The 21,898-nt window shown below is 43.3% G+C and carries 18 protein-coding genes; 14 read left to right on the forward strand and 4 right to left on the reverse strand.

From position 1 onward, the window contains the following. Positions 1-160: 160 nt before the first annotated feature. The 7 genes from rlmKL to CZ794_RS02885 all read left to right on the forward strand — a co-directional run bounded on the left by rlmKL (position 161) and on the right by CZ794_RS02885 (position 8,214). Positions 161-2,467, forward strand: coding sequence for a bifunctional 23S rRNA (guanine(2069)-N(7))-methyltransferase RlmK/23S rRNA (guanine(2445)-N(2))-methyltransferase RlmL (rlmKL, locus tag CZ794_RS02855; RefSeq protein ID WP_087040119.1), 2,307 nt, complete (start codon positions 161-163; stop codon positions 2,465-2,467). A gap of 240 nt (positions 2,468-2,707) precedes the next feature. Then, positions 2,708-3,283, forward strand: a complete 576-nt coding sequence (locus CZ794_RS02860) for a TerD family protein (RefSeq protein ID WP_087040120.1) — start codon at positions 2,708-2,710, stop codon at positions 3,281-3,283. Positions 3,284-3,474: 191 nt separating this feature from the next. Continuing rightward, the gene (locus CZ794_RS02865) at positions 3,475-4,548 is read left to right on the forward strand and encodes a DUF475 domain-containing protein (RefSeq protein ID WP_087040121.1); all 1,074 of its coding nucleotides are present in this window, start codon (positions 3,475-3,477) and stop codon (positions 4,546-4,548) included. 245 nt (positions 4,549-4,793) lie between these two features. After that, entirely contained in the window at positions 4,794-5,714 is a 921-nt protein-coding gene (locus CZ794_RS02870; RefSeq protein WP_087040122.1) for a glutaminase, read from the forward strand. Positions 5,715-6,000: 286 nt separating this feature from the next. Next, positions 6,001-6,576 (forward strand): TerD family protein, encoded by a 576-nt coding sequence (locus CZ794_RS02875; protein ID WP_087040123.1) that lies wholly within the window; start codon positions 6,001-6,003, stop codon positions 6,574-6,576. A 178-nt stretch (positions 6,577-6,754) separates the two neighbouring features. Further along, positions 6,755-7,507 carry a TIGR00266 family protein gene (locus CZ794_RS02880; protein WP_087040124.1) on the forward strand — a complete coding sequence of 251 codons (753 nt, stop codon included), beginning with the start codon at positions 6,755-6,757 and terminating at the stop codon, positions 7,505-7,507. A 98-nt stretch (positions 7,508-7,605) separates the two neighbouring features. Continuing rightward, the gene (locus CZ794_RS02885) at positions 7,606-8,214 is read left to right on the forward strand and encodes a TerD family protein (protein WP_087040125.1); all 609 of its coding nucleotides are present in this window, start codon (positions 7,606-7,608) and stop codon (positions 8,212-8,214) included. A gap of 92 nt (positions 8,215-8,306) precedes the next feature. Here CZ794_RS02885 and CZ794_RS02890 read toward each other — a convergent pair whose 3' ends face one another. After that, entirely contained in the window at positions 8,307-9,587 is a 1,281-nt protein-coding gene (locus tag CZ794_RS02890; RefSeq protein WP_087040126.1) for a TerD family protein, read from the reverse strand. A gap of 316 nt (positions 9,588-9,903) precedes the next feature. On the opposite strand from CZ794_RS02890, the gene CZ794_RS02895 reads away from it, so the two are divergent. The 7 genes from CZ794_RS02895 (at position 9,904) to CZ794_RS02925 (ending at position 17,554) form a co-directional block, all read left to right on the forward strand. Further along, positions 9,904-11,061: an ATP-grasp domain-containing protein gene (locus CZ794_RS02895; protein ID WP_087040127.1), complete on the forward strand. Its 1,158-nt coding sequence runs from the start codon at positions 9,904-9,906 to the stop codon at positions 11,059-11,061. Positions 11,062-11,146: 85 nt separating this feature from the next. Further along, complete coding sequence (locus tag CZ794_RS02900; RefSeq protein ID WP_087040128.1) at positions 11,147-12,454, forward strand: phosphoribosyltransferase domain-containing protein; 1,308 nt, start codon at positions 11,147-11,149, stop codon at positions 12,452-12,454. Then, the gene (locus CZ794_RS02905; protein ID WP_087040129.1) at positions 12,441-13,115 is read left to right on the forward strand and encodes a hypothetical protein; all 675 of its coding nucleotides are present in this window, start codon (positions 12,441-12,443) and stop codon (positions 13,113-13,115) included. Before CZ794_RS02900 ends, CZ794_RS02905 begins: the two co-directional genes overlap by 14 nt. Then, the gene (locus tag CZ794_RS02910; RefSeq protein ID WP_087040130.1) at positions 13,112-13,942 is read left to right on the forward strand and encodes an HAD hydrolase family protein; all 831 of its coding nucleotides are present in this window, start codon (positions 13,112-13,114) and stop codon (positions 13,940-13,942) included. Before CZ794_RS02905 ends, CZ794_RS02910 begins: the two co-directional genes overlap by 4 nt. Positions 13,943-14,003: 61 nt before the next feature. Beyond that, positions 14,004-15,185: a cysteine protease StiP domain-containing protein gene (locus tag CZ794_RS02915; RefSeq protein ID WP_087040131.1), complete on the forward strand. Its 1,182-nt coding sequence runs from the start codon at positions 14,004-14,006 to the stop codon at positions 15,183-15,185. 105 nt (positions 15,186-15,290) lie between these two features. Continuing rightward, entirely contained in the window at positions 15,291-16,367 is a 1,077-nt protein-coding gene (locus CZ794_RS02920; RefSeq protein WP_087040132.1) for an HpcH/HpaI aldolase/citrate lyase family protein, read from the forward strand. A 389-nt stretch (positions 16,368-16,756) separates the two neighbouring features. Next, complete coding sequence (locus CZ794_RS02925; protein ID WP_087040133.1) at positions 16,757-17,554, forward strand: enoyl-CoA hydratase/isomerase family protein; 798 nt, start codon at positions 16,757-16,759, stop codon at positions 17,552-17,554. A gap of 57 nt (positions 17,555-17,611) precedes the next feature. Here CZ794_RS02925 and CZ794_RS02930 read toward each other — a convergent pair whose 3' ends face one another. From CZ794_RS02930 to acnB, 3 genes are all read right to left on the reverse strand, one after another. Then, positions 17,612-18,067, reverse strand: a complete 456-nt coding sequence (locus CZ794_RS02930) for a PACE efflux transporter (RefSeq protein WP_087040134.1) — start codon at positions 18,065-18,067, stop codon at positions 17,612-17,614. Positions 18,068-18,273: 206 nt separating this feature from the next. After that, a complete protein-coding gene (locus CZ794_RS02935) occupies positions 18,274-18,717 on the reverse strand; it encodes a DUF805 domain-containing protein (RefSeq protein ID WP_256958845.1) in 444 nt (147 codons plus the stop codon). A 206-nt stretch (positions 18,718-18,923) separates the two neighbouring features. After that, positions 18,924-21,527: a bifunctional aconitate hydratase 2/2-methylisocitrate dehydratase gene (gene acnB, locus CZ794_RS02940; RefSeq protein WP_087040135.1), complete on the reverse strand. Its 2,604-nt coding sequence runs from the start codon at positions 21,525-21,527 to the stop codon at positions 18,924-18,926. Between the last annotated feature and the right edge of the window lie 371 nt (positions 21,528-21,898).

The raw sequence follows: 21,898 nt of genomic DNA on the forward strand, positions 1-21,898 counted from the left end.
ATACGTATTAAATTTTTGGCAGTCAATTATACTTCTCTTAAAACCTCTTTTTAAACATAGCCACTTTAAACCATCCTACCGCGAATTATGGTAAAATTAACGGTTAAACCGCCCATTTTATTATTTGCATTTTTTGTCAATTTAGCTCACAGGTATCCGTATGACCGTAACAACCGCACCCGCCTCTTTAGCTGCTTCTCCATCGGAGTTGTCGCTGGATCTTATTATCACTTGTGCCGATGGGCTTGAGGCACCGCTACAGACTGAGCTGACAAGTTTTGGTATTGTGAGCGATATTAAAAGCACAGGGCGTCTGGCGGTCACTGGCACCTTACGTGATTTATATACTATTTGTCTTTGGTCACGCGTTGCGTCTCGAGTATTGATGCTCATCAAACGTAGAAACATCAATGCAGAATATGATGTGGCTGAGCAGATCTATGGTTTGGCAAAGTCCGTCAATTGGACTGAGCAATTTGGCTTAGAACAAACGTTTGCGATTCGTCTGTCTGTTGATAAACGCGTGGCTGTCAGCCAGCAGTTTGCGATGCTGCGTATCAAAGATGCCGTTGCAGACACTTTCAATGAAGTTTATGACAGTCGTCCTAATGTCGATAGTAAAAATCCAGATTTTTCTATTTTTGCAACGGTAAACGACAAACAAGCCGAGCTGTATTTAGATTTATCAGGAACCAGTTTACATCGCCGTGGTTATCGCGTGGCTATGACAGAAGCGCCATTAAAAGAAAACTTGGCAGCTGCCCTGCTCTATAGCGCTGGTTGGCATAAGAAAAACGACGCAGGCAATGCGCCTTTTTATGATGCGCTTGTCGATCCGATGTGTGGTTCTGGCACCTTCCTTATCGAAGCGCTACTCATGCACTGTGATTATGCCGTAGGTATTGATAAAGCGGCCAATCAATTTGGTTTTTATGAGTGGCAGCATCATGATGATGCGTTATGGCAAGAGATGATCGCAGATGCGCAGATGCGCTTTCGTGAAGCATTAGAGATTGCGAATGAGCAACCAGATACCCTACCTTTAATCTTGGGATTTGATGCAGATAGCGGCGCGATTGTGGCAACTGAAAAAAACCTTATCGCCGCAGGATTGCAAGATTTGTTACCCCTACTCGACATTGAACAGCGTGCGCTTGATCAACTTGGTAGCGCCCTAAAACCGCTCGTGGATGATGGTCGATTGAGTAATCCTTTAATCATTACCAACCCGCCTTATGGTGAGCGTTTGGGTGACGAAGAGATGATTAAGCCGCTATATCACGCATTGGGCTTGATTTTGCAAGACAGTTTTGCGGCTAGTGATATCAATCCGATGGTTGGCATATTGGCGTCCAATGTCGAACAAGTCGATATACTGCCTATTAAAGAACCAAAAACCTTGCGTTGCCACAACGGTGCAATCACAGTTTACTTCCGTTATGGGACGTTAATCGCTGGGCAAACAGGCAATCTTGTGAGTCGCTTTGAGAAACATGAGATTGAAGTAGAAGAAGGACAGGATTTTGTCAATCGATTGCAAAAAAATCTTGCCAAACTCAAGAAACTGGCTAAAAAAGACAACGTCAGCAATTTTCGTGTCTATGATGCTGATTTGCCTGATTTCAAAGTTGCTATCGATCTGTACGGTGATTATGCGCATGTACAAGAGTATGCGCCGCCCAAAACGATTCCACCAGAAACGGCTAAAAAACGCTTCAATCTAGCACTGATGGGTATCCGTGAAGTGTTTGATATCAATCGTGAGCAAGTCTTTATCAAAACACGCTCGCGCCAGTCTGGTAATGATCAGTACAGCAAGCAAAATACCACAGAAAAGCGTGGTAAGTTTCATGTCGCCCGCGAAGATGGTGCTTATTTTTATGTCAACTTTACCGATTATCTCGATACGGGTTTGTTCATCGATCACCGTAATATGCGTGCGCGTATCAAAGACAATAGCCGCGGCAAATCTGTCTTAAATCTGTTTGCTTATACTTGTACGGCGAGCGTGCATGCAGCGCTTGCTGGTGCCAAAAAAGTCACGAGCGTTGATTTGTCACAGAACTATCTAGATTGGGGCAAACAAAACTTTGTACTCAACGGTTTAGATGTCAGTCGCAACAAATACCAATTCGTTGCTGCCGATATTTTTGAGTGGATCAAAGACAATACCGAGCAGTTTGATATTATCTTTATTGATCCGCCGACTTTTTCAAACTCGAAGAAATTCCAAGGCACTTTTGATGTACAGCGTGATCATGCGGCCCTTATCAATCGTGCAATGAACCGTTTAACCTCTGATGGTGTCTTGTATTTCTCTAATAACTTTACGCGCTTTGAGTTGGATGAGCAGTTGACCCAGCGTTACGATATTGTCGATATCACACAAAAAACGATCGGGTTTGATTTTAATATCAAAAAACCGATTCATCAAAGCTTTGAGATTCGCCATCGCCAAAGTCTATAAGTTAGTATTTATAAATAGAACAATTCATCGCGGCAGCATAACTACCTGAAACTTAGGTTTTTTGCCCAATGTATATGAAACATAACAATGACCCAATCCGCTTTGATTGGGTCATTTTTTGTTGCTATGATAGAGCGTCATTAAGCGATGGTCTCACGCCATTTTTGGTCAGACATTGCTTTTTTTATGATTATAGGTGCATCTGCACTTCTCATTAACTCTAATAATAAGGACAATCTCATGGCTTTATCACTGAATAAAGGCGGTAATTTATCGCTGACAAAAACTGACCCAAATTTGACCAAACTGCTTATCGGTCTTGGCTGGGATGAGCGTGCCACTTCTGGCGCTGAGTTCGATCTCGATGCGAGTGTCTTTTTGCTAAATAATGCAGGCAAAGTGCGCGGCGACCATGACTTTATCTTTTATAACCAGCTAAAATCTGATAATGGCGCGGTCGAGCACACAGGTGATAATCGTACGGGCGAAGGCGATGGTGATGATGAAGTTATCAAAGTAAATTTGACTCAAGTGCCTGCTGATATCGATAAAATTGTGGTCACTGTCACCATCCATGACGCCGCTACTCGTAATCAGAACTTCGGACAAGTCGCTAACGCTTTTATCCGTGTGGTCAATGAAGACACAGGCACTGAAGTCGTACGTTTTGACTTAGCAGAAGATTACTCTGTTGAGACCGCCATGGTATTTGGTGAAGTATATCGTCACAATGGCGAATGGAAATTCCGTGCCGTCGGTCAAGGATATTCAGGCGGTCTGCAAGCCATGTGTCAGCAGTATGGTGTTGATATCTAAACAAGGATTCCACCTTGAAATATAAAACATGTCTAGTTGCAAAATAGTCACAATTATTGATAGCCAAATGGTCAATAATACTTTATGTTTCATCTGAATTTATACATAAAAAGTGGTTAGTGATAACCACTTTTTTATGGCGTGTTTATACTAGACTGACCTTAGCTTTACGCAACCAGACAGGATGTGTCATGAGACATTTTTATTTAGATTTTATCTTCACAGTGATCGCTCTAGCGATAGCTGCATGGTGGGGATATTCACATGGCGGTATGGGTGGCCTAATAACTACCCTATCCATTACCGCTATTTTGGCCGTTATGGAGATCTCATTATCATTTGATAATGCGGTGGTCAATGCCTCAGTCCTTAAGGGCTGGGACGAATTTTGGAAAAAGATATTTTTAACTGTTGGTATTTTGATTGCTGTATTTGGTATGCGCTTGGTGTTCCCTATTGTCATCGTTGCCGTGACTGCCGATCTTGGCATGATGCAAGTGATTGATTTGGCATTGAACAATCCTGCCGAATACTCTGCCAGATTGATGGCACATCACGCTGAAATTTCAGCCTTTGGTGGTATTTTCTTACTATTAGTATTCTTAAACTTTATCTTTGATGACAAAGAGGTCCATTGGTTTGACTGGCTTGAGAGCCGTTTGGTCAAGCTAGGCAAGGTCGATGCCATGAGCGTATTCGTTGCCCTTATTGTCCTAATGATTTCAGTATCTTGGGCGAGCGATGAACAAGCTTCTGCTGTACTAATCGCAGGCGTTTGGGGCATTTTAGTATATCTGGGCGTGCAAGTAATCTCTGGTATGCTTGAGGGCGATCTTGAAGAAGAGCTAGACGCTCAAGGCAACAGTACTGGTGCTGCCACTAGCGCTATCATGAAAGGCGGTATTATCGGTTTCTTATACTTAGAAGTCCTTGATGCTTCATTCAGTTTTGATGGGGTGATCGGTGCATTTGCCATTACTAATGACGTCATCGTGATTATGCTTGGTCTAGCCATTGGTGCAATGTTTGTGCGTTCAATGACTATCTTCTTAGTAGATAAAGGCACACTTGATGAATTTATCTATCTTGAGCATGGGGCACATTACGCCATTGGTGCCCTTGCAGTTATCATGTTGCTGTCAGTGAAATTCCACGTGCCTGAGCTGATTACTGGTCTTATCGGTATTGCCTTTATTGGTTTTGCACTATGGGCATCGCTCAAGCATCGTAAGCTCGAAAGAGCCAAAGAAGCACCTTTGAATTAACACGTCTTATCAATATCATATGTTGTACATAAGCAGATCATATCATTAGGTATGGTCTGCTTTTTTTGTATAGCGCTACTCTTTCACGGTGCTAATTTTTAAGATATCGATGTTATCAAGCCATTTTCGCTCAACCTGCAAATTTTTCCTCCTTGTAACCCTTTATTCGGTTAAAATCGCTGCTTTATGAGTACAATCCTTTTTAACACTCCCTTCACCAACAGAAATACGGCTATACAACTTATATGCAACAGATTCTTGATGATATCGCCGCACAGATGGCACTTGAAACCGATCGTGGAAAAGTAGCAGATTATATCCCGCAACTGGCCCATGTCGATCCAAACCAGTTTGGTATTGCAGTAGCAACCCCTGACGGACAGATGTATACAGCAGGTAATGCAAGCACGCTGTTTTCGATCCAAAGTATCTCTAAGATATTTACTCTAACCATCGGTCTTGGCAAGTTGGGCGATGGACTTTGGACACACGTTGGCCGTGAACCCTCAGGTGACCCCTTTAACTCAATCGTCATGCTAGAACATGAAACTGGCAGGCCACGCAATCCCTTTATCAATGCTGGTGCGATTGCGGTGGTAGATGCGATCATGATGGGTCACGAACCCAGAGAAGTATTGGGTGAGATTTTGCAGTTTGTGCATTTTATTACGGACGATGAATCCATCCGTTTTGACCACAGAGTGGCAGCGTCTGAGATGGAGCACAAAGATCGTAATGCATCGCTTGCCCACTTTATGAAATCCTTTGGTCGCCTCAAGCACGATGTGGATAAGGTGTTGGGTACCTACTTTCATCAGTGCTCAATTGCGATGAGTTGCCAGCAGTTAGCCAGCGCTGGTCTCTATTTGGTTTCTAACGGGGTTGATAAGCACTCAGGAGTACGTGTGATCAACGAGCACCGAGCAAGAAGGATTAACTCACTAATGATGATGTGCGGACATTATGATGGCTCTGGTGAATTTGCCTATCGCGTCGGTTTACCTGGTAAAAGTGGCGTTGGTGGCGGTATTTTAACCATAGCCCCTGGTAAGGGCTCTATTGCTGTCTGGTCGCCAGGGCTTGATCATATTGGAAACTCCAAACTTGGATTAAAAGCGTTAGAGCTGTTCGTAGAAAAAACGGGCTGGTCAGTTTTTTCTGATTAACAATATTTGAGCCAAGTATTCTATGATCGTTTAACCTTAACCAATATAAAGAGCATGTTAAAAAGTATCAGAAATAACCGTCAATTATGTCTCTTAGTAAACATATAGTAAGCGCACAAAATACGCCTTGCTTAGTCAGCAAACGCTTAGTATAGTAAAGCGTAGTGATATGTAGAGCATGGCATACAGCTAGAGGTATTTGCCACTTTTACTCATAAACAAATCATTTTTATTTTACTTTTTCTATCACTTAATCCACTTAATTATTAATCTAAAGGATCTTTGTATGGCTATCAGTTTAACAAAAGGCGGCAACGTAAACTTATCAAAAGAAGCGCCAGGTTTAACCAATATTACAGTTGGTCTTGGATGGGATCCACGTGCCACTGACGGGCAAGAGTTTGACTTAGATGCGATTGGTTTTTTGGTTAACGAAGCAGGCAAAGTACGCAACGATCAAGATTTCATTTTCTTTAACAACCTAAAATCAGACAATGGCGCTGTTGAACATACGGGCGACAACCGTACTGGTGAAGGTGATGGCGATGACGAAAAAATCAAAATCAATCTTGCTAGCATCCCATCTGATGTCAGCAAAGTGGCAATCTGCGCCATCATCTATGAAGGTCAAGGCCGCAACCAAAACTTTGGTCAAGTAGGTGATGCTTATATTCGTGTCGTCAACGACAACGGCGCCGCTGAAATTGCCCGTTATGACCTATCAGAAGACGGTAGCACCGAAACGGCAATGATATTTGGCGAGTTGTATCGTCACAATGGCGATTGGAAATTCCGTGCCGTTGGTCAAGGTTTCAGCGGTGGTCTTGGACCATTAGCGTCTTCTTATGGTGTGAACGTGTAACGTTTACCAGCATCATTATTTGCTCATTTAGTTGGTGCAATCAGATTTTGATTGGATCAAAGATAGGCCATCAAGTGTACTTTTTTATGCATTTGATGGCTTTTTTAGAATATCGGCATACAAAATCATGTGTCGTTAGCATACATTTTTAAGATATTAGAACAAGGACTTGCAAACCATGGCCGCAACATTCAGCTTAATTGGAACCATTGAACCTTTTTTACATTGCAATCTCAAAAAAGGCGACTCAATCTATTGTGAAGCCAATGCAATGGTAATGATGGAATCAAACCTTGAGCTTAAAGGCAAATTGCAAGGCGGTTTTATGCAGTCACTAATGCGCCGGTTTGCAAACGATGAGTCCCTATTTCAGCAGCAGATCGAAGCGGTCAATGGCGAAGGAGATTGTCTACTCGCGCCAACGCTGGATGGCGACATGCAGATTATTGATGTCGGCGCGCAGCAGTACACGCTGAGTGATGGCGCTTTTGTTGCGGCACAGACAGGCGTCGATATCAGAGCCAATATTCAGCGTAACTTGGGTGGTGCCGTGTTTGGTGATACTGGTGGTTTTATGGTCATGCAAACACAAGGACAAGGTCAAGTGGTCGTCTCAGGTTTTGGTTCGTTGTTTGAGATTGAGGTAACCCCAGACAAGGACGTTATCATCGATAATGGTCATGTGGTGTGCTGGGACTCAAACCTTGATTATAAGCTCTCTGTGTCGACCAGCAAGAAAAAAGGCATCATGAGCAATATTATCAACTCTGTTACCAGCGGCGAAGGCATGGTATTGAACTTTTCTGGTACAGGTAAAGTCATTATCTGCTCGCGCAATCGCGACAGTTACCAAGGCTGGTTACAAAGCGTCTTAGGCACAAGCTCGGGTGGACGTGGTGGGAATAGCGGATTTTTAAACAATATTTTATAGCGCTTTACCCTATAAAAAAACAATACTACCTAAGACAAAAATACGTAAAAACGAATGTCATTTAACAGTTTATTCATAATTATTATAAGGATTATCTCATGGCGATTAATTTACAAAAAGGTCAAAAAATATCTCTCAGCAAAGAAGCTGGTGGCGATCTTACACAGGTAAAGCTGGGGTTAGGTTGGGACGTTGCCCAAGCTCCACAAGATAAAAAAAGTGGGTTTTTGGGAAAATTATTCGGTGGTGGCAGCGGTGGTGACTCTATCGACTTGGATGCTTCATGCATTATGTTTGACGCAAACAAACAGGCGGTCGATGCGATTTGGTTCAGTCAGCTTACCTCAAAAGATGGCAGTATCGTGCATACTGGCGACAACCGTACTGGTGATGGCGAAGGCGATGACGAAGTCATTAATGTTGACCTCTCAAAAGTCCCTGCCAATGTGGTGTCACTTGTCTTTACGGTCAATAGCTTTACAGGTCAAACCTTTGAGACCGTCGAAAATGCGTTTTGCCGTATCGTTAATGCCAATAACAACAGCGAAGTAGCGCGTTATAATTTGTCGGCACAAGGTGGTCATACTGCCATGGTGATGGCAAAAGTCTATCGCCATAACAACGAATGGAAAATGCATGCCATTGGTGAAACCGCTTCTGGTCGTACCTTCCATGACCTCATGCCTGCCATCACACCGCACGCTTAATTATTTTGCTAAACACATCTTATAGTGCTACACGTTATCAGCCCCTCTATTTATAATAAAGGGGCTGATTTTTCATAGTCTACTGTGTTGTTTTATTTACTGCCACGCTTCCAGCTAAAACCCCAGTTAAAGGCTTTATCCATTTCTTGATGGCCTTTAAAGTATTGATTGATACGCTCAACATTGATACTGCCTTGTTGATTGACCAAACGTGCAATGGCACACATCGGCAAATTACTGGTACCTTCTGTTAGGCGAGTCTCAATCGGTGGTTGCTCTGGTACATGTATCGTCACTACCCCATCGGTTTGTGCCCAATTTGGCGCGCCTTCATAGATAAAGGCAAAGATAAATACCTCCTCAATCTGCGACCACTGCTGACCATTGATATCGAGCCACTCTCCTCCACTGATTTGTCCTGTCCTGTCATCGGCGCGCAAACAAACGTAAGGCGCTGACTGCAAACTACCAAAACGATTGCCCAACGCTTGAATCAGTGTTTTCTCACCGCTCTTTAGGTGGATCATTGCCCCAACATCAAGATCGATACCGCCGGCCTTATGCTGTTTGAAAAGATCGCCAAGCAATCCTTTTTTGGGTGATTGTTTATCAGTGTTTGGACGTTGGTTCCAGTTTAGATTGACAGAAATTTTACCAAAGTCATCGCGCTTTTTAAGATTGATACTAGATTGATTTTTGGTGAGCGTGATTTTACTCAAATTGATTGAAGGATTGGATGGAACCGGTGGCGGTGTGCTCGCTTGAGAAGCACTACTTGCTTTTTGCGTGTTGATTGGACGTTGTATATTGATAGGTTGTGACTGATTTTGGTTTTGAGACTGATTTTGGGATTGAGCTGGTGCTTCATCCGCAATCTCAACGCCAAAATGCTCAGACAAAGGCTTTAGACCACCTTCAAACCCTTGAGCGATAAAACGAAACTTCCAACTGCCCTGCCTACGATAACATTCCGCCAAAATAATGGCTTTTTCGTTACGCCCAGCTGCACTTAATTGGCAAGTCATCAGTACTTGACTACCTTGCAACACCTGAATATCCACATCGCCGACTTGGGCTAAGGTTTGCTCACTAGAGAATGCAAAGGCTATTTTTTCGATGCTTGCAGGCTGAGTAGGCAAATTGATATCAAAAAATCCATCACTGTCATGCCCACGAAAGCTAACGCTGCCATCATCGCTACGCTTCTGTCCATAAAATATCATGTCGCCATCACCGCGAACTTTACCACTGGTAGTGAGGCGATACGCAGCGCAATCAATCGCATTTTGACTTAATATACGAATACTAATGTTGTCAGTTGGCAAAGGCGCATTGGCACCTGCAACCAATGTTTGAGAGTGAGTTTGGCTCATTACATATCCTTTAAATGATTTATTAGGCGTCGTGGTTATTATGCCAGCTATCCGCCTTTAGTAGTATGGATATATCCTTATTTTGATCAGTAGCATTGTCTCATAACGTGTTAAAAATATTCAAAAAATAGCTATGAAAAAATACTCACTACTATCGTGTTAGGAGTATTTATAACGTCTAGCATTTGTATATAATATACGCTGCTATCGGCAGTATGGCGCATACCCTATTTGGTCTGACTGACATTGCTGATAGTGTTGCGATGACGACACTGAGTTATCCAATGACCGTTTACATTTATGACAAGAGAGAATTATGGATAACCCTATTCACGATAGCCATCATACCCCATCGATAGCGGCTTGGTTAGCTGAAGGTCAATCTAGCCAGCGCGATATGTTAGCCAGCCTACAAGTATTAAAAGATCAGTCCATTACGCCGTTTACCATCATCGCCTCACACCGTCATAATAGACCTGAGATTTTCGAATTCGCTGATACAGTATATTATGAGCCGTATGACACCACTGCCAAGACTGACACTACCAATATCGACAAAAAATCTGATGCCGAACCAGTCATGCCGCGTTGGCAGTTTGTCTTAGAACATGCACGTCTAAACCATGCCAAAGTAGTGCTCACTGGACGTAATAATATCTCATATGAAACGCACCGTAAGGAATTTGACGCAGCGGGTATTCGTTTATTAACAGGTGCAACCAGCGTCGATGCCTTAAAAACAATCGATGATAAGTTCGCCTTTATGCAACAGTGTCATCAGTATGATATCCCTGTCGCTCACGCTTGGCGCTTTGACAATATTGCAGAGCTCAAGGCCTTACTCGCCGAACATGATCATCAGCCACTATGCATCAAGCCCGTCACAGGTATCTTTGCTCAAGGATTTTGGCAGTTAGATTCAGGACAAGAGATAGGCAAGCAATATGATAGCTTTGAGCACTTGTATTTTACTGAAGAAAAAAGAATCAGTACGGCTCAGTTTATCAATGCTTATACACACAGTCTAATGTTAGAAGAGCGCCCTATTCCGATGTTACTGATGCCTTATTTACCTGGGCAAGAGTACTCAATCGATGTGGTATGCGAATATGGCGAAGTCTTGGCTGCGGTCACACGCTATAAAACAGGAAAAATTCAGCACATCGGTTATGAGCAATCGGTCATGGATGTTGTCATTCCACTAATCAAAGCTTTCGGCTGTGACGGTATCGTCAGTGTGCAAACCAAAGCTGATGAGCATGGCCAGCATCGTGTACTTGAAATCAATAGCCGCCCGTCTGGTGGTATTGGTTATACCGCCCATAGCGGTGTGGATTTGACACAAATTGGTTTTGGTTATTGGATGGGTCTGACCGAAAAACCAAAGCTTGCAGATATTGCGCAACAGATAATACCCTGCCAAGTGCGTACGGTCATGACAGGCGTAAAAATTGAAGAAAGCACTACTGAGTAAATAACTGGCTGCGCTACGATTGGCAAAGCGCTAATGTTAAAAAAAGCGTATCGCTGTATAAAATTAAAAGCCTCAAGGAACATGAATGTCAAATAAGCAACACAGTACGACTATTACTTTGCCGCGAGGCACGCTTGACTTAACTTATCAGATCAACGCTGCCGTAAGTAGCCACGGCTCAAATAAGCAAGGATTGGACAATTGTAATCATTACCAGTTAGAAGACTTGCTTGGTTTTGCCCAGCGCATCAATCCCAAACGGGCGTTTTTGTTTGTCTCAAAAGTATTGGGTCGTCATATCCCTGTTGCTCCCAGCACTATGCGTCATGCTTTTACCGAGCTTGCCAATCTAGTGCCTAATCAGTTGCCTCAGCCTATATTGGTCATTGGCATGGCTGAAACCGCCGTTGGCTTATCAGCTGGCGTACATCAAGCGCTACAAACGCGTTATCCAACTGCTTTGCTGTTAAATTCTACCCGTCATGCGCAGCACACTGCTGACAGTGCTGAATCACTGCTGACGACGTTTAGTGAAGACCACAGCCATGCCAGCCAGCATTTAATTTATCAAAGTGCCGACACCGTCACTCAAGATCAATTGCTCACCAGCAAAACTCTTATCATGGTCGATGATGAAGCATCAACAGGCAATACGTGTGTCAATGTTGTCACTGCTTTACGTAACGCAGGACTAACGCAGTTAGAACAAGTGCATCTCACCACGTTGGTTGATTGGTCATTGGATAAAGATAAGACAGACGATAGCGCGATACCTGAGCAAATGGCGGCTCGCTTGGCAGGTGTTGATTTCCATCGTCATCACTTGCTTTCTGGGGCTTGGCAGTGGACAGATGCACCTAATCCTGAGCCAATTATCATGCCATCAGTCGATACAACTGAGGCTGGCAGTCAAGCGTTGGGTCATACGGGCGGTTGGGGCCGTTTTCCAACGATAGACAGCACAGATGGCTTTAATAACTATCTGTCAAGATTTCAGACGTCTTTTGCCAAATTCAGTGCTCAAGATGACTTCGCGGCTACTCAATTGCCCAAAAAAATCTTGGTGCTGGGGAGCAATGAGTTTGTTTGGCTGCCTTTTTTATTGGCAGAATGGCTTGAAACGCACATGCAAAGACAACAGGCTAACACCGAGTTTCAGGTTAACTTTAGTGCGTTGACACGCTCACCGATTGCGCTTGGTGGCGCCATTACCACTATGTTGAGCTTTAATGATAATTACGGGCTTGGCATGACCAACTTTGCTTATAATGTTGATCCAAAAGAATGGGACTTGATTGTCTTATGCGTAGAAACCTCAGAAGACAGTGTTGATGAGCTATGGAAAGATTTAGATAACGTACTCGTGGTAGGTGTTGATAGTGGGCATAACTGAGTTTCTACATAATATCAAAATAGCTTTAGGATTTAGTGACAATATTTTGTCTATCATCGCGCTTGTATTTGCAGTCATTTTTTTATTAGCAAGGGTCTTTAATTATCTTATCAATCGTATCGATACCAAAGATGACAAGCAATTTGAAGTACTATGTAAAATCATCGATGATGACAAATTTGGTGAACGATTAAGCAATCAACCATTTCTTATTAAGCAGCTTTTTTATAAGCGATTTTATGTACTCAAAGGCTATAAGGTTGAAGAAATAGAGTTTTTAATGTCTCAAAGCCGCTTAGAAATCGATCTGTATGACCTTAGTGACTTAAAATCAAGTAACATCCTAAAATTTGAAGACGGAAGATATAGCAAAAGCCTTAATATTCTGACAGATTATTGGGTGCATAATTTTCGAAAATTCATTGCTCTCGTTACTATAGGCTTTTTATTGTGGATAGTAATTATGGCAGCTTTCTTCGTGTCATTTCTAGAGACTAAGCTTTTATTTTATTTTGCGCTAATACCAATTTTTGCATTAGAAATATACTTACTAATGAAAATTGATGGGGTAAAAGCCTATTTAAGAACAAAAGATGTTATCGATAGTGTTTTATATCAAAGCGAATTATTTAAAAATAATCAAGGCACAAATGACCCATGACCACACCATTTTTTCAAGCAAATTCAAACATTACTAAGCCTTACTCTCTCATGGATTTGGACGATACTTTATTCCAAACTCAGCGTAAAATCGACGCATGGAATGTGCCTACTGCTGAGCCAGAATATTTGGTCTGTGCCACAGTCAATAAACAAGGTGAACCGCTAAGTTTTATGAGTCAGCGCCAAGCAATCTTCTTTAATTGGCTACTCAATAGCACTGACCTAATCGTAGTGACGGCGCGTGATCGCAGCGAAATTCAGCGTGTAAAGCTGCCCTTTAGTAGCTGGCAAGTATTGACTCATGGCGCAATTATCTTAATGGCTGATGGAGCACTGCTAAGTGATTGGCAGCAGCAGATGCATAAAGCACTTGCACCCATGCAAGAAAAATTGCACCAGCTTACCGATTTGATTAATAGCCCATCTAATAACCCTTTTGATGGCTTAGTGTTGACACCGCATACTGATGGCTTCTGTCATGGTACGAGCAACAATGATGATGCGAATTTGACTGTTTATTTGGCCATTAAACATGCGCAAAAAGACCATCAAGTACTAGCAGATTTAGCAAAGCAGCTACCTACGCTGATACCAGATTTTGACGCTCATTTTTATGTACATGTGAATGCGAATAATTTGGCGATATTGCCGCATGCCGTTCATAAGCGTCATGCCGTAAAGTTTCTATTAGACAACCATTTAGACAAAAAGCGTCCAAGCTTTGGCTTTGGTGACAGCTTAGCAGATTTGCCGTTTCTGCAATTGCTTGACTGGTACGGCATGCCCAATCATGGTCAGCTACATGAACAATGCCCTGCTCATTAGCCCTGTTTGATCCCAATCGCGCAACCTCATTGTCATCACTACGAGTGTGAATATTTCCCTTATGATTTCAAATAATAAAAACACGAAAAGAGCCGATTTAGCAAACTATGGCTCAGGTAGCTATCTTGCCAGCGATGTGACGGTACTGCTCGATATTGTCGCTAAAGATGCTGTTGCTGATGTACCTGTCAGCCAAAAAGAAGCCCTTATCCAAAATGGGCAACGCCATTATTCAGATATGCTGACGCTAGAGCAAGCACCAAGTGTCACGCACGAACAGCTCTACATTCAAGCACTAGAACAAGGAGCTGCGAGAACCGCAACTGATATTGCAAACCTGGCCTATACCTTACATCGTATTTTTCAGCCAACCGTCAGCGAAGAGCAGCCATTGGTCTTGGTCAGTTTAGTGCGAGCAGGCTTGCCGATTGGGGTGCTATTGCAAAGAGCCCTTGCCGATACGCAGAGCAGCTACGCGTTGCCAAGTGTACATTATGGCATTAGTATCATACGCGATCGTGGTCTTGATCCACTTGCTCTACAAATGCTATTGGACGCTTATCCAGACTCTCCTATCGTGTTCGTCGATGGCTGGACAGGTAAAGGGGCGATTTATCAAGAGCTCACCCGCAGTCTTGAGACCTTTAGCGACGCCAATCACCCTAACTTTACCAGTATTTTCCATCAAGGTGCTGAGGTGATTCCGTTATTGACCTTGGCTGACCCTGCGGGTGTTGCTTGGCTGGCTGCCAGTGAGGAAGACTGGTTGATACCCTCAGGGCTGCTAAACAGTACCGTATCAGGACTCATATCGCGCAGTTTATACACCGAGCCTCAATTAGGGCTTCACCGCAGTGTTTTTTATGACAATTTGGTTGAAGCAGATCAAAGCTTGGCTTTTATTGAGCGTATCAACACCGTACGCCACAGTTTATCTATAGCGCCGCAGTATTTATCAACGTTCAAGCAGCCACGCTACCAGACGGCCAACCTAATTGACAAACTGGCAGCCGATTATGGCATTACCAATCGCAACCGTATCAAGCCGACGATTGCAGAGGCGACACGAGCAATACTGCGCCGTGACCCCGAGCGTATATTACTGGCAACTGCCGAACACCCTGATACCACATTGCTGCGACACTTATGCAAGCAACGCAATATCATTGTCAGTGTATTAGGTGATAAAATACTGCCTTATCAAGCCATTACCCTTATTAAGCAGCGTACCAAAGATCATTGATGCCGACTGTCTATATATCTGTGTAAAAGACCTTAAGAACTGGATTGATACCATTCATAGTTTCTACCTTACCTTTATACCCATTCACTATTTACGATGCCGATTATGCCAAATACGTTAAACAATGAGTCAAACACTTATAGCTATACCCAGTCTTACGCGCATTTGGTGACTGAGCGTCATGCAATGGTCAGACCGCATACCCATCATCCTTATCAGCTTGGTGCCAGTCTTTATATGCCTGCAACGCGCCAAGACATTTGGCAAGTCATCACGCGTGAAAAACTGCCAACGATTAATAGCATTATCATTTGCCTAGAAGATGCAGTCAGTCATAATGATGTCGAATTGGCACTCGAACGCTTGCAAGTATTGCTCCAGACATGGACCACGCATATAGACAGTATTAATAATCCATCAAAACAAAATAACCTTCAATCAAAGCAGCAAGCGCAACATCCGACTCGGCCACTGGTATTTATTCGTCCACGTAATCCGGCCATGCTGCAACAGCTGGCTGATTATGCCAATATCGACCTGATTGATGGTTTTGTCATGCCAAAAGTCGATATGTGTAGCTTGTCCAATTGGCGCATGGCTTGTCAGAACCTGAGCGCCGATCAATTGCTCATGCCAACCCTTGAAACCGCTGCACTTTTTGATCCGCATCATAACCAAGAGCTGGCCATTGCGTTCAAAGAAGCGTTCAACCAGCCCGTTTTTGCACTGCGTATCGGTGGTAATGATTTATTTGCCACGCTGCGCCTGCGTCGTCCAAAAAACAGCATCGTTTATGATACCCCTATCGGCACCCTTGCTTATCAGTTACTTGGCTGCTTTGTGCCGCATGGTTTTTATTTGACAGCGCCGGTGTTTGAGTATTTGGATCAGCCAACGCTGTTTATGCAAGAGCTGACTCATGATGTCAGTTTGGGATTGGTCGGTAAGACCGTTATTCATCCAAGCCAAATTGCATTGGTACAGCAAGCGTATCGCGTACCGTCGAGCGTTTTAGATGAGGCGCAAGCAATACTTCATAGTGAGGCCAAGGCTGTGTTCAAATACAACAACACCATGCTTGAACCTGCCACCCATCGTGCTTGGGCAACTGAGATCGTAAATCGCGCTGAAGTGTTTGGCAAAGTAGACGACGGTAGTATCGACTATATTTCAGGCCTCTAGCCGTTACCTACTGACACATCTAATGATATAAAAAGACCACTATCACATAAAGATAGTGGTCTTTTTTATCAAAATAATATCAATCACCCTCTTAAATATCTTCTATCAAAGTGCCGCATCATCCAATCGATTTGCTTGATCCTTGCAATATTATCGTATGACCGAAATTTTGAATAACGATACATATTGAGATTGTCGTACGAAATACCTGTGCTCATTTATCGTATTTAACCGATGCTGGAATGTGTCTTAAGCGCTCACAAAACCGACTTTCATCATCATAGCAAGCTGCTATAGTAATGAGCACTGAGCGTCTTTTTGTCATTAATTTTCGTCTGTTAGCTTCAAATCATTATGTTAAAAAATCATTAAAAATAAGGAAATATAGGATGTCACACTCTCTTGTCGAGTATCAAAGCGAAAATCACATCGCTACTATCACCATGAACGATCCCAAAACCCTGAATGCGTTTAGCACCCCATTAAAAAACGCGATGATGGAAGCACTTAACAAAGCTGATGAGGACGCAGAGATACGCGTCATCATACTACAGGGTGCAAACAATAATTTCTCTAGTGGTGGTCACATTGGTGAAATGCTTGAAAACGGTATGGAATCTGAAGCCTTGGTTGCTAAACTTGATTTTATGCTGAGAGAAGTGGCAGAGATTAGCCTGAAGCTGCGCAATATCCACAAACCAATTATCGCAAAACTAGAAGGCGCAGTGGCAGGTGCTGGTATGAACTTAGCACTGACTTGTGACTTTCGTATCGCCAGCGAGAATGCGAAGTTTGTTCAAGCGTTTGTCAATATTGGTCTCATTCCAGATGCAGGCGGTATCTACTTATTGAATCAATTGATTGGCGCGGCAAAGACGACTGAATTGGTTATGCTCGGTGATAAGCTCAAAGCCGATGATATGGCGCGATTAAATGTGGTCAATACGGTTGTCAGTGCTGATGCGATAGATGCAAGCGTTCACGCACTAGCCACGCGCTTGAGCAATCTACCTGGCAAGGCATTGGCCTCTATGAAACACATGATCAATGTACATGCATTTGGCGGATTGAACGAAGCGCTCGACATGGAAGTTGAACAACAAAACATGATGGCAGTGACAGAGGATTTCAAAGAAGGGATTACTGCTTTCATGGAGAAGCGCAAACCCGTGTATCGAGGCAAGTAACATCATAAAAAAGGCTGCTCATAAGGCGGCCTTTTTTATCGTTTTTAATATGATTGCTCAAGAGTTTTCTACTTGAGAAGACAGTGGTTTATATTCATAAGGTAAGGTAAATATCTTGTCAAAAATTAAAGTAAACGTAAAAGTATAGACTAAGAAAAATAGCAGTAGCGCTACTTCCATCATAAAGGCTTTTACCAAACCAACATCGTACCAAATCATGTAGAGTGGCAAGCAAATCAACACCAGCCCACCTTCAAAACCAAACGCATGAGCACTGCGTATCCACAGAGTACGATTTACAATGCGGCGGCGACGCTCCCATGCTTCAAAAGCAGTGTTATATATAAAGTTCCAAATAACGGCTGCCAGAGAGACCATCATCGCGACAGGCAACGATTCTGACGCATCGCTGTTGCTGAGTTGCATTAATACAAAGGTAGACAAGATGATTGCGACAATCTCGAACACAACCACATAGACAATGCGGCGTTTGAGTGGGGATAAGAAGATCATTAACCAAGACTCCAAAGCACCTGTATTTAAACAGCAAAGTGCGTATCAAAGTATCGGTCCGTCCCGAGTTAGAAAAGATAAAGGAAGTGCAGAGCCACGGTTTCCGCCTGCACTTGTATTATACACAAGATAACTGGGAAAATCAGTTAGTACATTTATACAGACGTAAACAGATTTATCAAAAGCCGACCTTATCCTAGGCCAGACTATTTTGCTGGTGGGCCCCATTGATTGGATTCAGGCTTAGTATCATTAGCACAAAATACAAGAAACACAATGCCGCCTATCAGTGGTATTAAGGATATTAAAAACCACCATCCTGAGCGACCCGTATCATGTAACCTACGAATACCAACAGCAATACTGGGTAAAGCAATACCAAGCGCTACAACTATATATACAGGCCCTGTTTCTGCGTCAAAAATAATTGCATCTATTATCATCGCAAAAATTGCCAAGATCATATATACCAAAGAAAAATACCAAAACTCTTTACGGCGTGCCCGACCAGAGAAATTGACATAGTTTCTTATGCACTTTTTGAACCAATCAATGATTCCATAGTTTTCTTCAGCATTGTGATTGCCCGTAGTCATATTTTTTGGTAATGGTGGCGGGGTCGTTTTATCAAGCTTAATATTATTTTCCATAGGGCTTATTATCTCAGGCGTGAAAAGTAGAAATCGTCATTGCAAATTATCAACAATTAGCTTTGATTATAGATACTCAATAAAAGTTTGTAAATGAATACTAGTTTTCTTAGAGTCATCAATAAAAAACCCCGCATCATGACGATACGGGGTTTTCTTATTTTTAAGTATAAAGCTCTTAATTTTAAAAGCTTATGTACTCAAGATTAGCTCAACTGAGCAACATTGATCTTGTCTGCTTCTTCCGTATAGTCTTCCATACGGTCGAAGTTCATGTATTGATACACTTCATCGCCCATGCTGTTTAGCATGCCAGCGTACTGCTGATACTCATCGTTAGTCGGCAGTTTACCAAGTACCGCTGCAACTGCTGCAAGCTCTGCAGAAGCCAGATATACGTTAGCGCCTTGACCCAGACGGTTCGGAAAGTTACGAGTTGAGGTCGATACCGCAGTAGATTTTGGTGCGATACGTGCTTGGTTACCCATACATAGTGAACAACCTGGCATTTCAGTACGAGCGCCGGCTTGAGCGTAGATGTTGTAGTAACCTTCTTCCATCAACTGGCGTGCATCCATCTTGGTCGGTGGTGCAATCCATAGACGAGTCTTGAGGCTACCTGCTGGTACGTCTTGTAGCAATTTACCAGCGGCGCGGAAGTGACCAATGTTGGTCATACATGAACCAATGAATACTTCATCAATGGTATCACCGGCCACGTCTGCCAAAGTCTTGGCATCATCTGGATCGTTCGGGCAGCAAAGGATAGGCTCTTTGATCTCGCTCATATCGATAGTGATGTCGATAGCATATTCAGCATCATCATCAGCACGCATGAGGCTTGGGTTAGCCAACCACTCTTGCATTTGCTCAACACGGCGGCTGATCGTACGTGCATCGCCATAGCCTTCTGAAATCATCCACTTAAGCAGCGTGATGTTTGAGTTTAGGTACTCAGTCACTGATGCTTCAGATAAAGTGATGGTACAGCCAGCCGCACTACGCTCAGCTGAGGCATCAGATAATTCAAACGCCTGCTCAGCGGTCAAATCTTCTAGACCTTCGATTTCAAGAATACGGCCGTTGAACTCGTTGATTTTGCCTTTCTTATCAACGGTCAAGTAGCCTTCTTTGATCGCTTGATAAGGGATCGCATGTACTAGGTCACGCAAGGTGATACCAGGCTGACGCTCACCGACAAAGCGGACGCGAACAGACTCAGGCATATCAAGCGGCATCACACCAGTCGCAGCTGCGAAAGCAACCAAGCCAGAACCTGCTGGGAACGAGATACCCATTGGGAAACGAGTATGCGAGTCACCACCAGTACCAACAGTATCTGGAAGTAGCATACGGTTCAACCATGAGTGAATGATACCATCACCTGGACGTAAGCTAACGCCGCCACGGTTCATGATAAAGTCAGGTAATGTGTGCTGAGTCTCAACGTCAACTGGCTTTGGATAAGCCGCCGTATGACAGAATGACTGCATTACTAGGTCTGCTTGGAAACCCAAACATGCCAAGTCTTTTAGCTCGTCACGGGTCATTGGGCCAGTCGTATCCTGAGAGCCAACGGTGGTCATCTTAGGCTCACAGTACATACCTGGACGTACGCCTTCTAGGCCACACGCTTTACCAACCATTTTCTGTGCTAGCGTAAAACCTTTACCAGTATCAGCTGGCTCTTCTGGCTTAGCAAACACGTCTGAGTGACCAAGGCCCATGTACTCACGCGCACGGTTGGTCAAACCACGACCAACGATCAATGGGATACGGCCGCCAGCACGCACTTCATCAAGCAAAGTTGGCGAACTCAAGTTAAAAGTAGATAGTACTTCATCAGAGTCATGCTTCGTGATTTTGCCTTCGTATGGATAGATGTCAAACACATCGCCCATATTTAGGTTATCAACCGCAACTTTTTCGATTGGCAATGCGCCAGAATCTTCCATCGTGTTGAAGAAAATCGGAGCGATGTTGTTACCTAGTACTAGACCGCCGCCACGTTTGTTTGGCACGTTAGGAATGTCTTCGCCCATGAGCCACAATACTGAGTTGGTGGCAGACTTACGGCTAGAACCCGTACCAACCACGTCACCAACATAAGCTAATGGATGGCCTTTTTCTTTCAATGCTTCGATTTGCTTCATTGGACCAACAACGCCCTCTTCGTCAGCATTGATGCCGTCGCGAGAGTTTTTGTGCATGGCTAATGAATGCAATGGGATATCAGGACGGCTCCATGCGTCTTGCGCAGGTGACAAATCATCCGTATTGGTTTCGCCAGTCACTTTGAACGTGGTATATGTCGTTTTTTCTGGCACAGCATTACGGCTTAAGAACCATTCTGCATCTGCCCAAGATTGAACGACTTCTTTGGCAATAGTATTGCCCGCTTCAGCTTTTTCAGTCACGTCATTGAACGCGTCAAATACCAATAGCGTTTTCTTCAATGCGTCAGCTGCGTCTTGTGCGACTTCGCTGTCGTCTAGTGCCGCAACCAATGGCTGCACGTTATAGCCACCTTGCATCGTACCTAAAATTTGAACCGCTTTTTGCTTGCTGATCAATGGTGATGAGGTCTCACCTTTTAAGATAGCTGCCAAAAATGCCGCTTTCACGTAAGCTGCTTGGTCAACACCAGCAGGGATACGGTTTTCTAGCAAGTTCATCAAAAATGCATCTTCGCCCGCTGGCGGGTTCTTTAGTAATTCAACCAACTCTGCTACTTGTTTTTCGTTCAATGGTAGCGGAACCGTTCCTAGCTCAGCACGTTCTTCGACATGTTTACGATAAGCTTCTAACACAATAATCGTCCTCGTCAGTTGGGAATTAGTACATGACGTGGGTAGTCAACATGACAGCCTGCGCCCATGTACCGTATGGAATAATGAGTCGTGCAATCATAGCTTAAAATGCTCAAAATGTTAATGGCTGAGCTTTGAAAAGGCGCATAATGGGGCCATATTGGACATTTAGCAGAAAAATAGTAGTATCAAAAATATGATTGTCTGCTTTTTTAAAATGAGCATTTTTCGAATTTGACTCTGGTCAAACAGTTTTTATCACTGATTGCTTGATTTATACCAAAGTAAATACCATATGATAGATATCGTTTTTTATCACATACTGCTTTGATAAAAATATGATTTTGCTAAAATAGCGCAGCAATATCCAT

The sequence above is a fragment of the Psychrobacter sp. JB385 genome, assembly GCF_900163785.1.
Classification (GTDB): domain Bacteria; phylum Pseudomonadota; class Gammaproteobacteria; order Pseudomonadales; family Moraxellaceae; genus Psychrobacter.

Excerpts from the sequence above, each read along its gene's own strand:
- CZ794_RS02875 (WP_087040123.1), top strand. The coding sequence starts at position 6,001 with ATGGCTATCAGTTTAACAAAAGGCGGCAACGTAAACTTATCAAAAGAA.
- CZ794_RS02895 (WP_087040127.1), top strand. The coding sequence starts at position 9,904 with ATGGATAACCCTATTCACGATAGCCATCATACCCCATCGATAGCGGCT.
- CZ794_RS02890 (WP_087040126.1), bottom strand. The coding sequence starts at position 9,587 with ATGAGCCAAACTCACTCTCAAACATTGGTTGCAGGTGCCAATGCGCCT.
- CZ794_RS02880 (WP_087040124.1), top strand. The coding sequence starts at position 6,755 with ATGGCCGCAACATTCAGCTTAATTGGAACCATTGAACCTTTTTTACAT.
- CZ794_RS02935 (WP_256958845.1), bottom strand. The coding sequence starts at position 18,717 with ATGGAAAATAATATTAAGCTTGATAAAACGACCCCGCCACCATTACCA.
- CZ794_RS02865 (WP_087040121.1), top strand. The coding sequence starts at position 3,475 with ATGAGACATTTTTATTTAGATTTTATCTTCACAGTGATCGCTCTAGCG.
- CZ794_RS02925 (WP_087040133.1), top strand. The coding sequence starts at position 16,757 with ATGTCACACTCTCTTGTCGAGTATCAAAGCGAAAATCACATCGCTACT.
- CZ794_RS02910 (WP_087040130.1), top strand. The coding sequence starts at position 13,112 with ATGACCACACCATTTTTTCAAGCAAATTCAAACATTACTAAGCCTTAC.
- CZ794_RS02885 (WP_087040125.1), top strand. The coding sequence starts at position 7,606 with ATGGCGATTAATTTACAAAAAGGTCAAAAAATATCTCTCAGCAAAGAA.
- CZ794_RS02915 (WP_087040131.1), top strand. The coding sequence starts at position 14,004 with ATGATTTCAAATAATAAAAACACGAAAAGAGCCGATTTAGCAAACTAT.
- CZ794_RS02870 (WP_087040122.1), top strand. The coding sequence starts at position 4,794 with ATGCAACAGATTCTTGATGATATCGCCGCACAGATGGCACTTGAAACC.
- CZ794_RS02930 (WP_087040134.1), bottom strand. The coding sequence starts at position 18,067 with ATGATCTTCTTATCCCCACTCAAACGCCGCATTGTCTATGTGGTTGTG.
- rlmKL (WP_087040119.1), top strand. The coding sequence starts at position 161 with ATGACCGTAACAACCGCACCCGCCTCTTTAGCTGCTTCTCCATCGGAG.
- CZ794_RS02920 (WP_087040132.1), top strand. The coding sequence starts at position 15,291 with ATGCCAAATACGTTAAACAATGAGTCAAACACTTATAGCTATACCCAG.
- CZ794_RS02860 (WP_087040120.1), top strand. The coding sequence starts at position 2,708 with ATGGCTTTATCACTGAATAAAGGCGGTAATTTATCGCTGACAAAAACT.
- CZ794_RS02900 (WP_087040128.1), top strand. The coding sequence starts at position 11,147 with ATGTCAAATAAGCAACACAGTACGACTATTACTTTGCCGCGAGGCACG.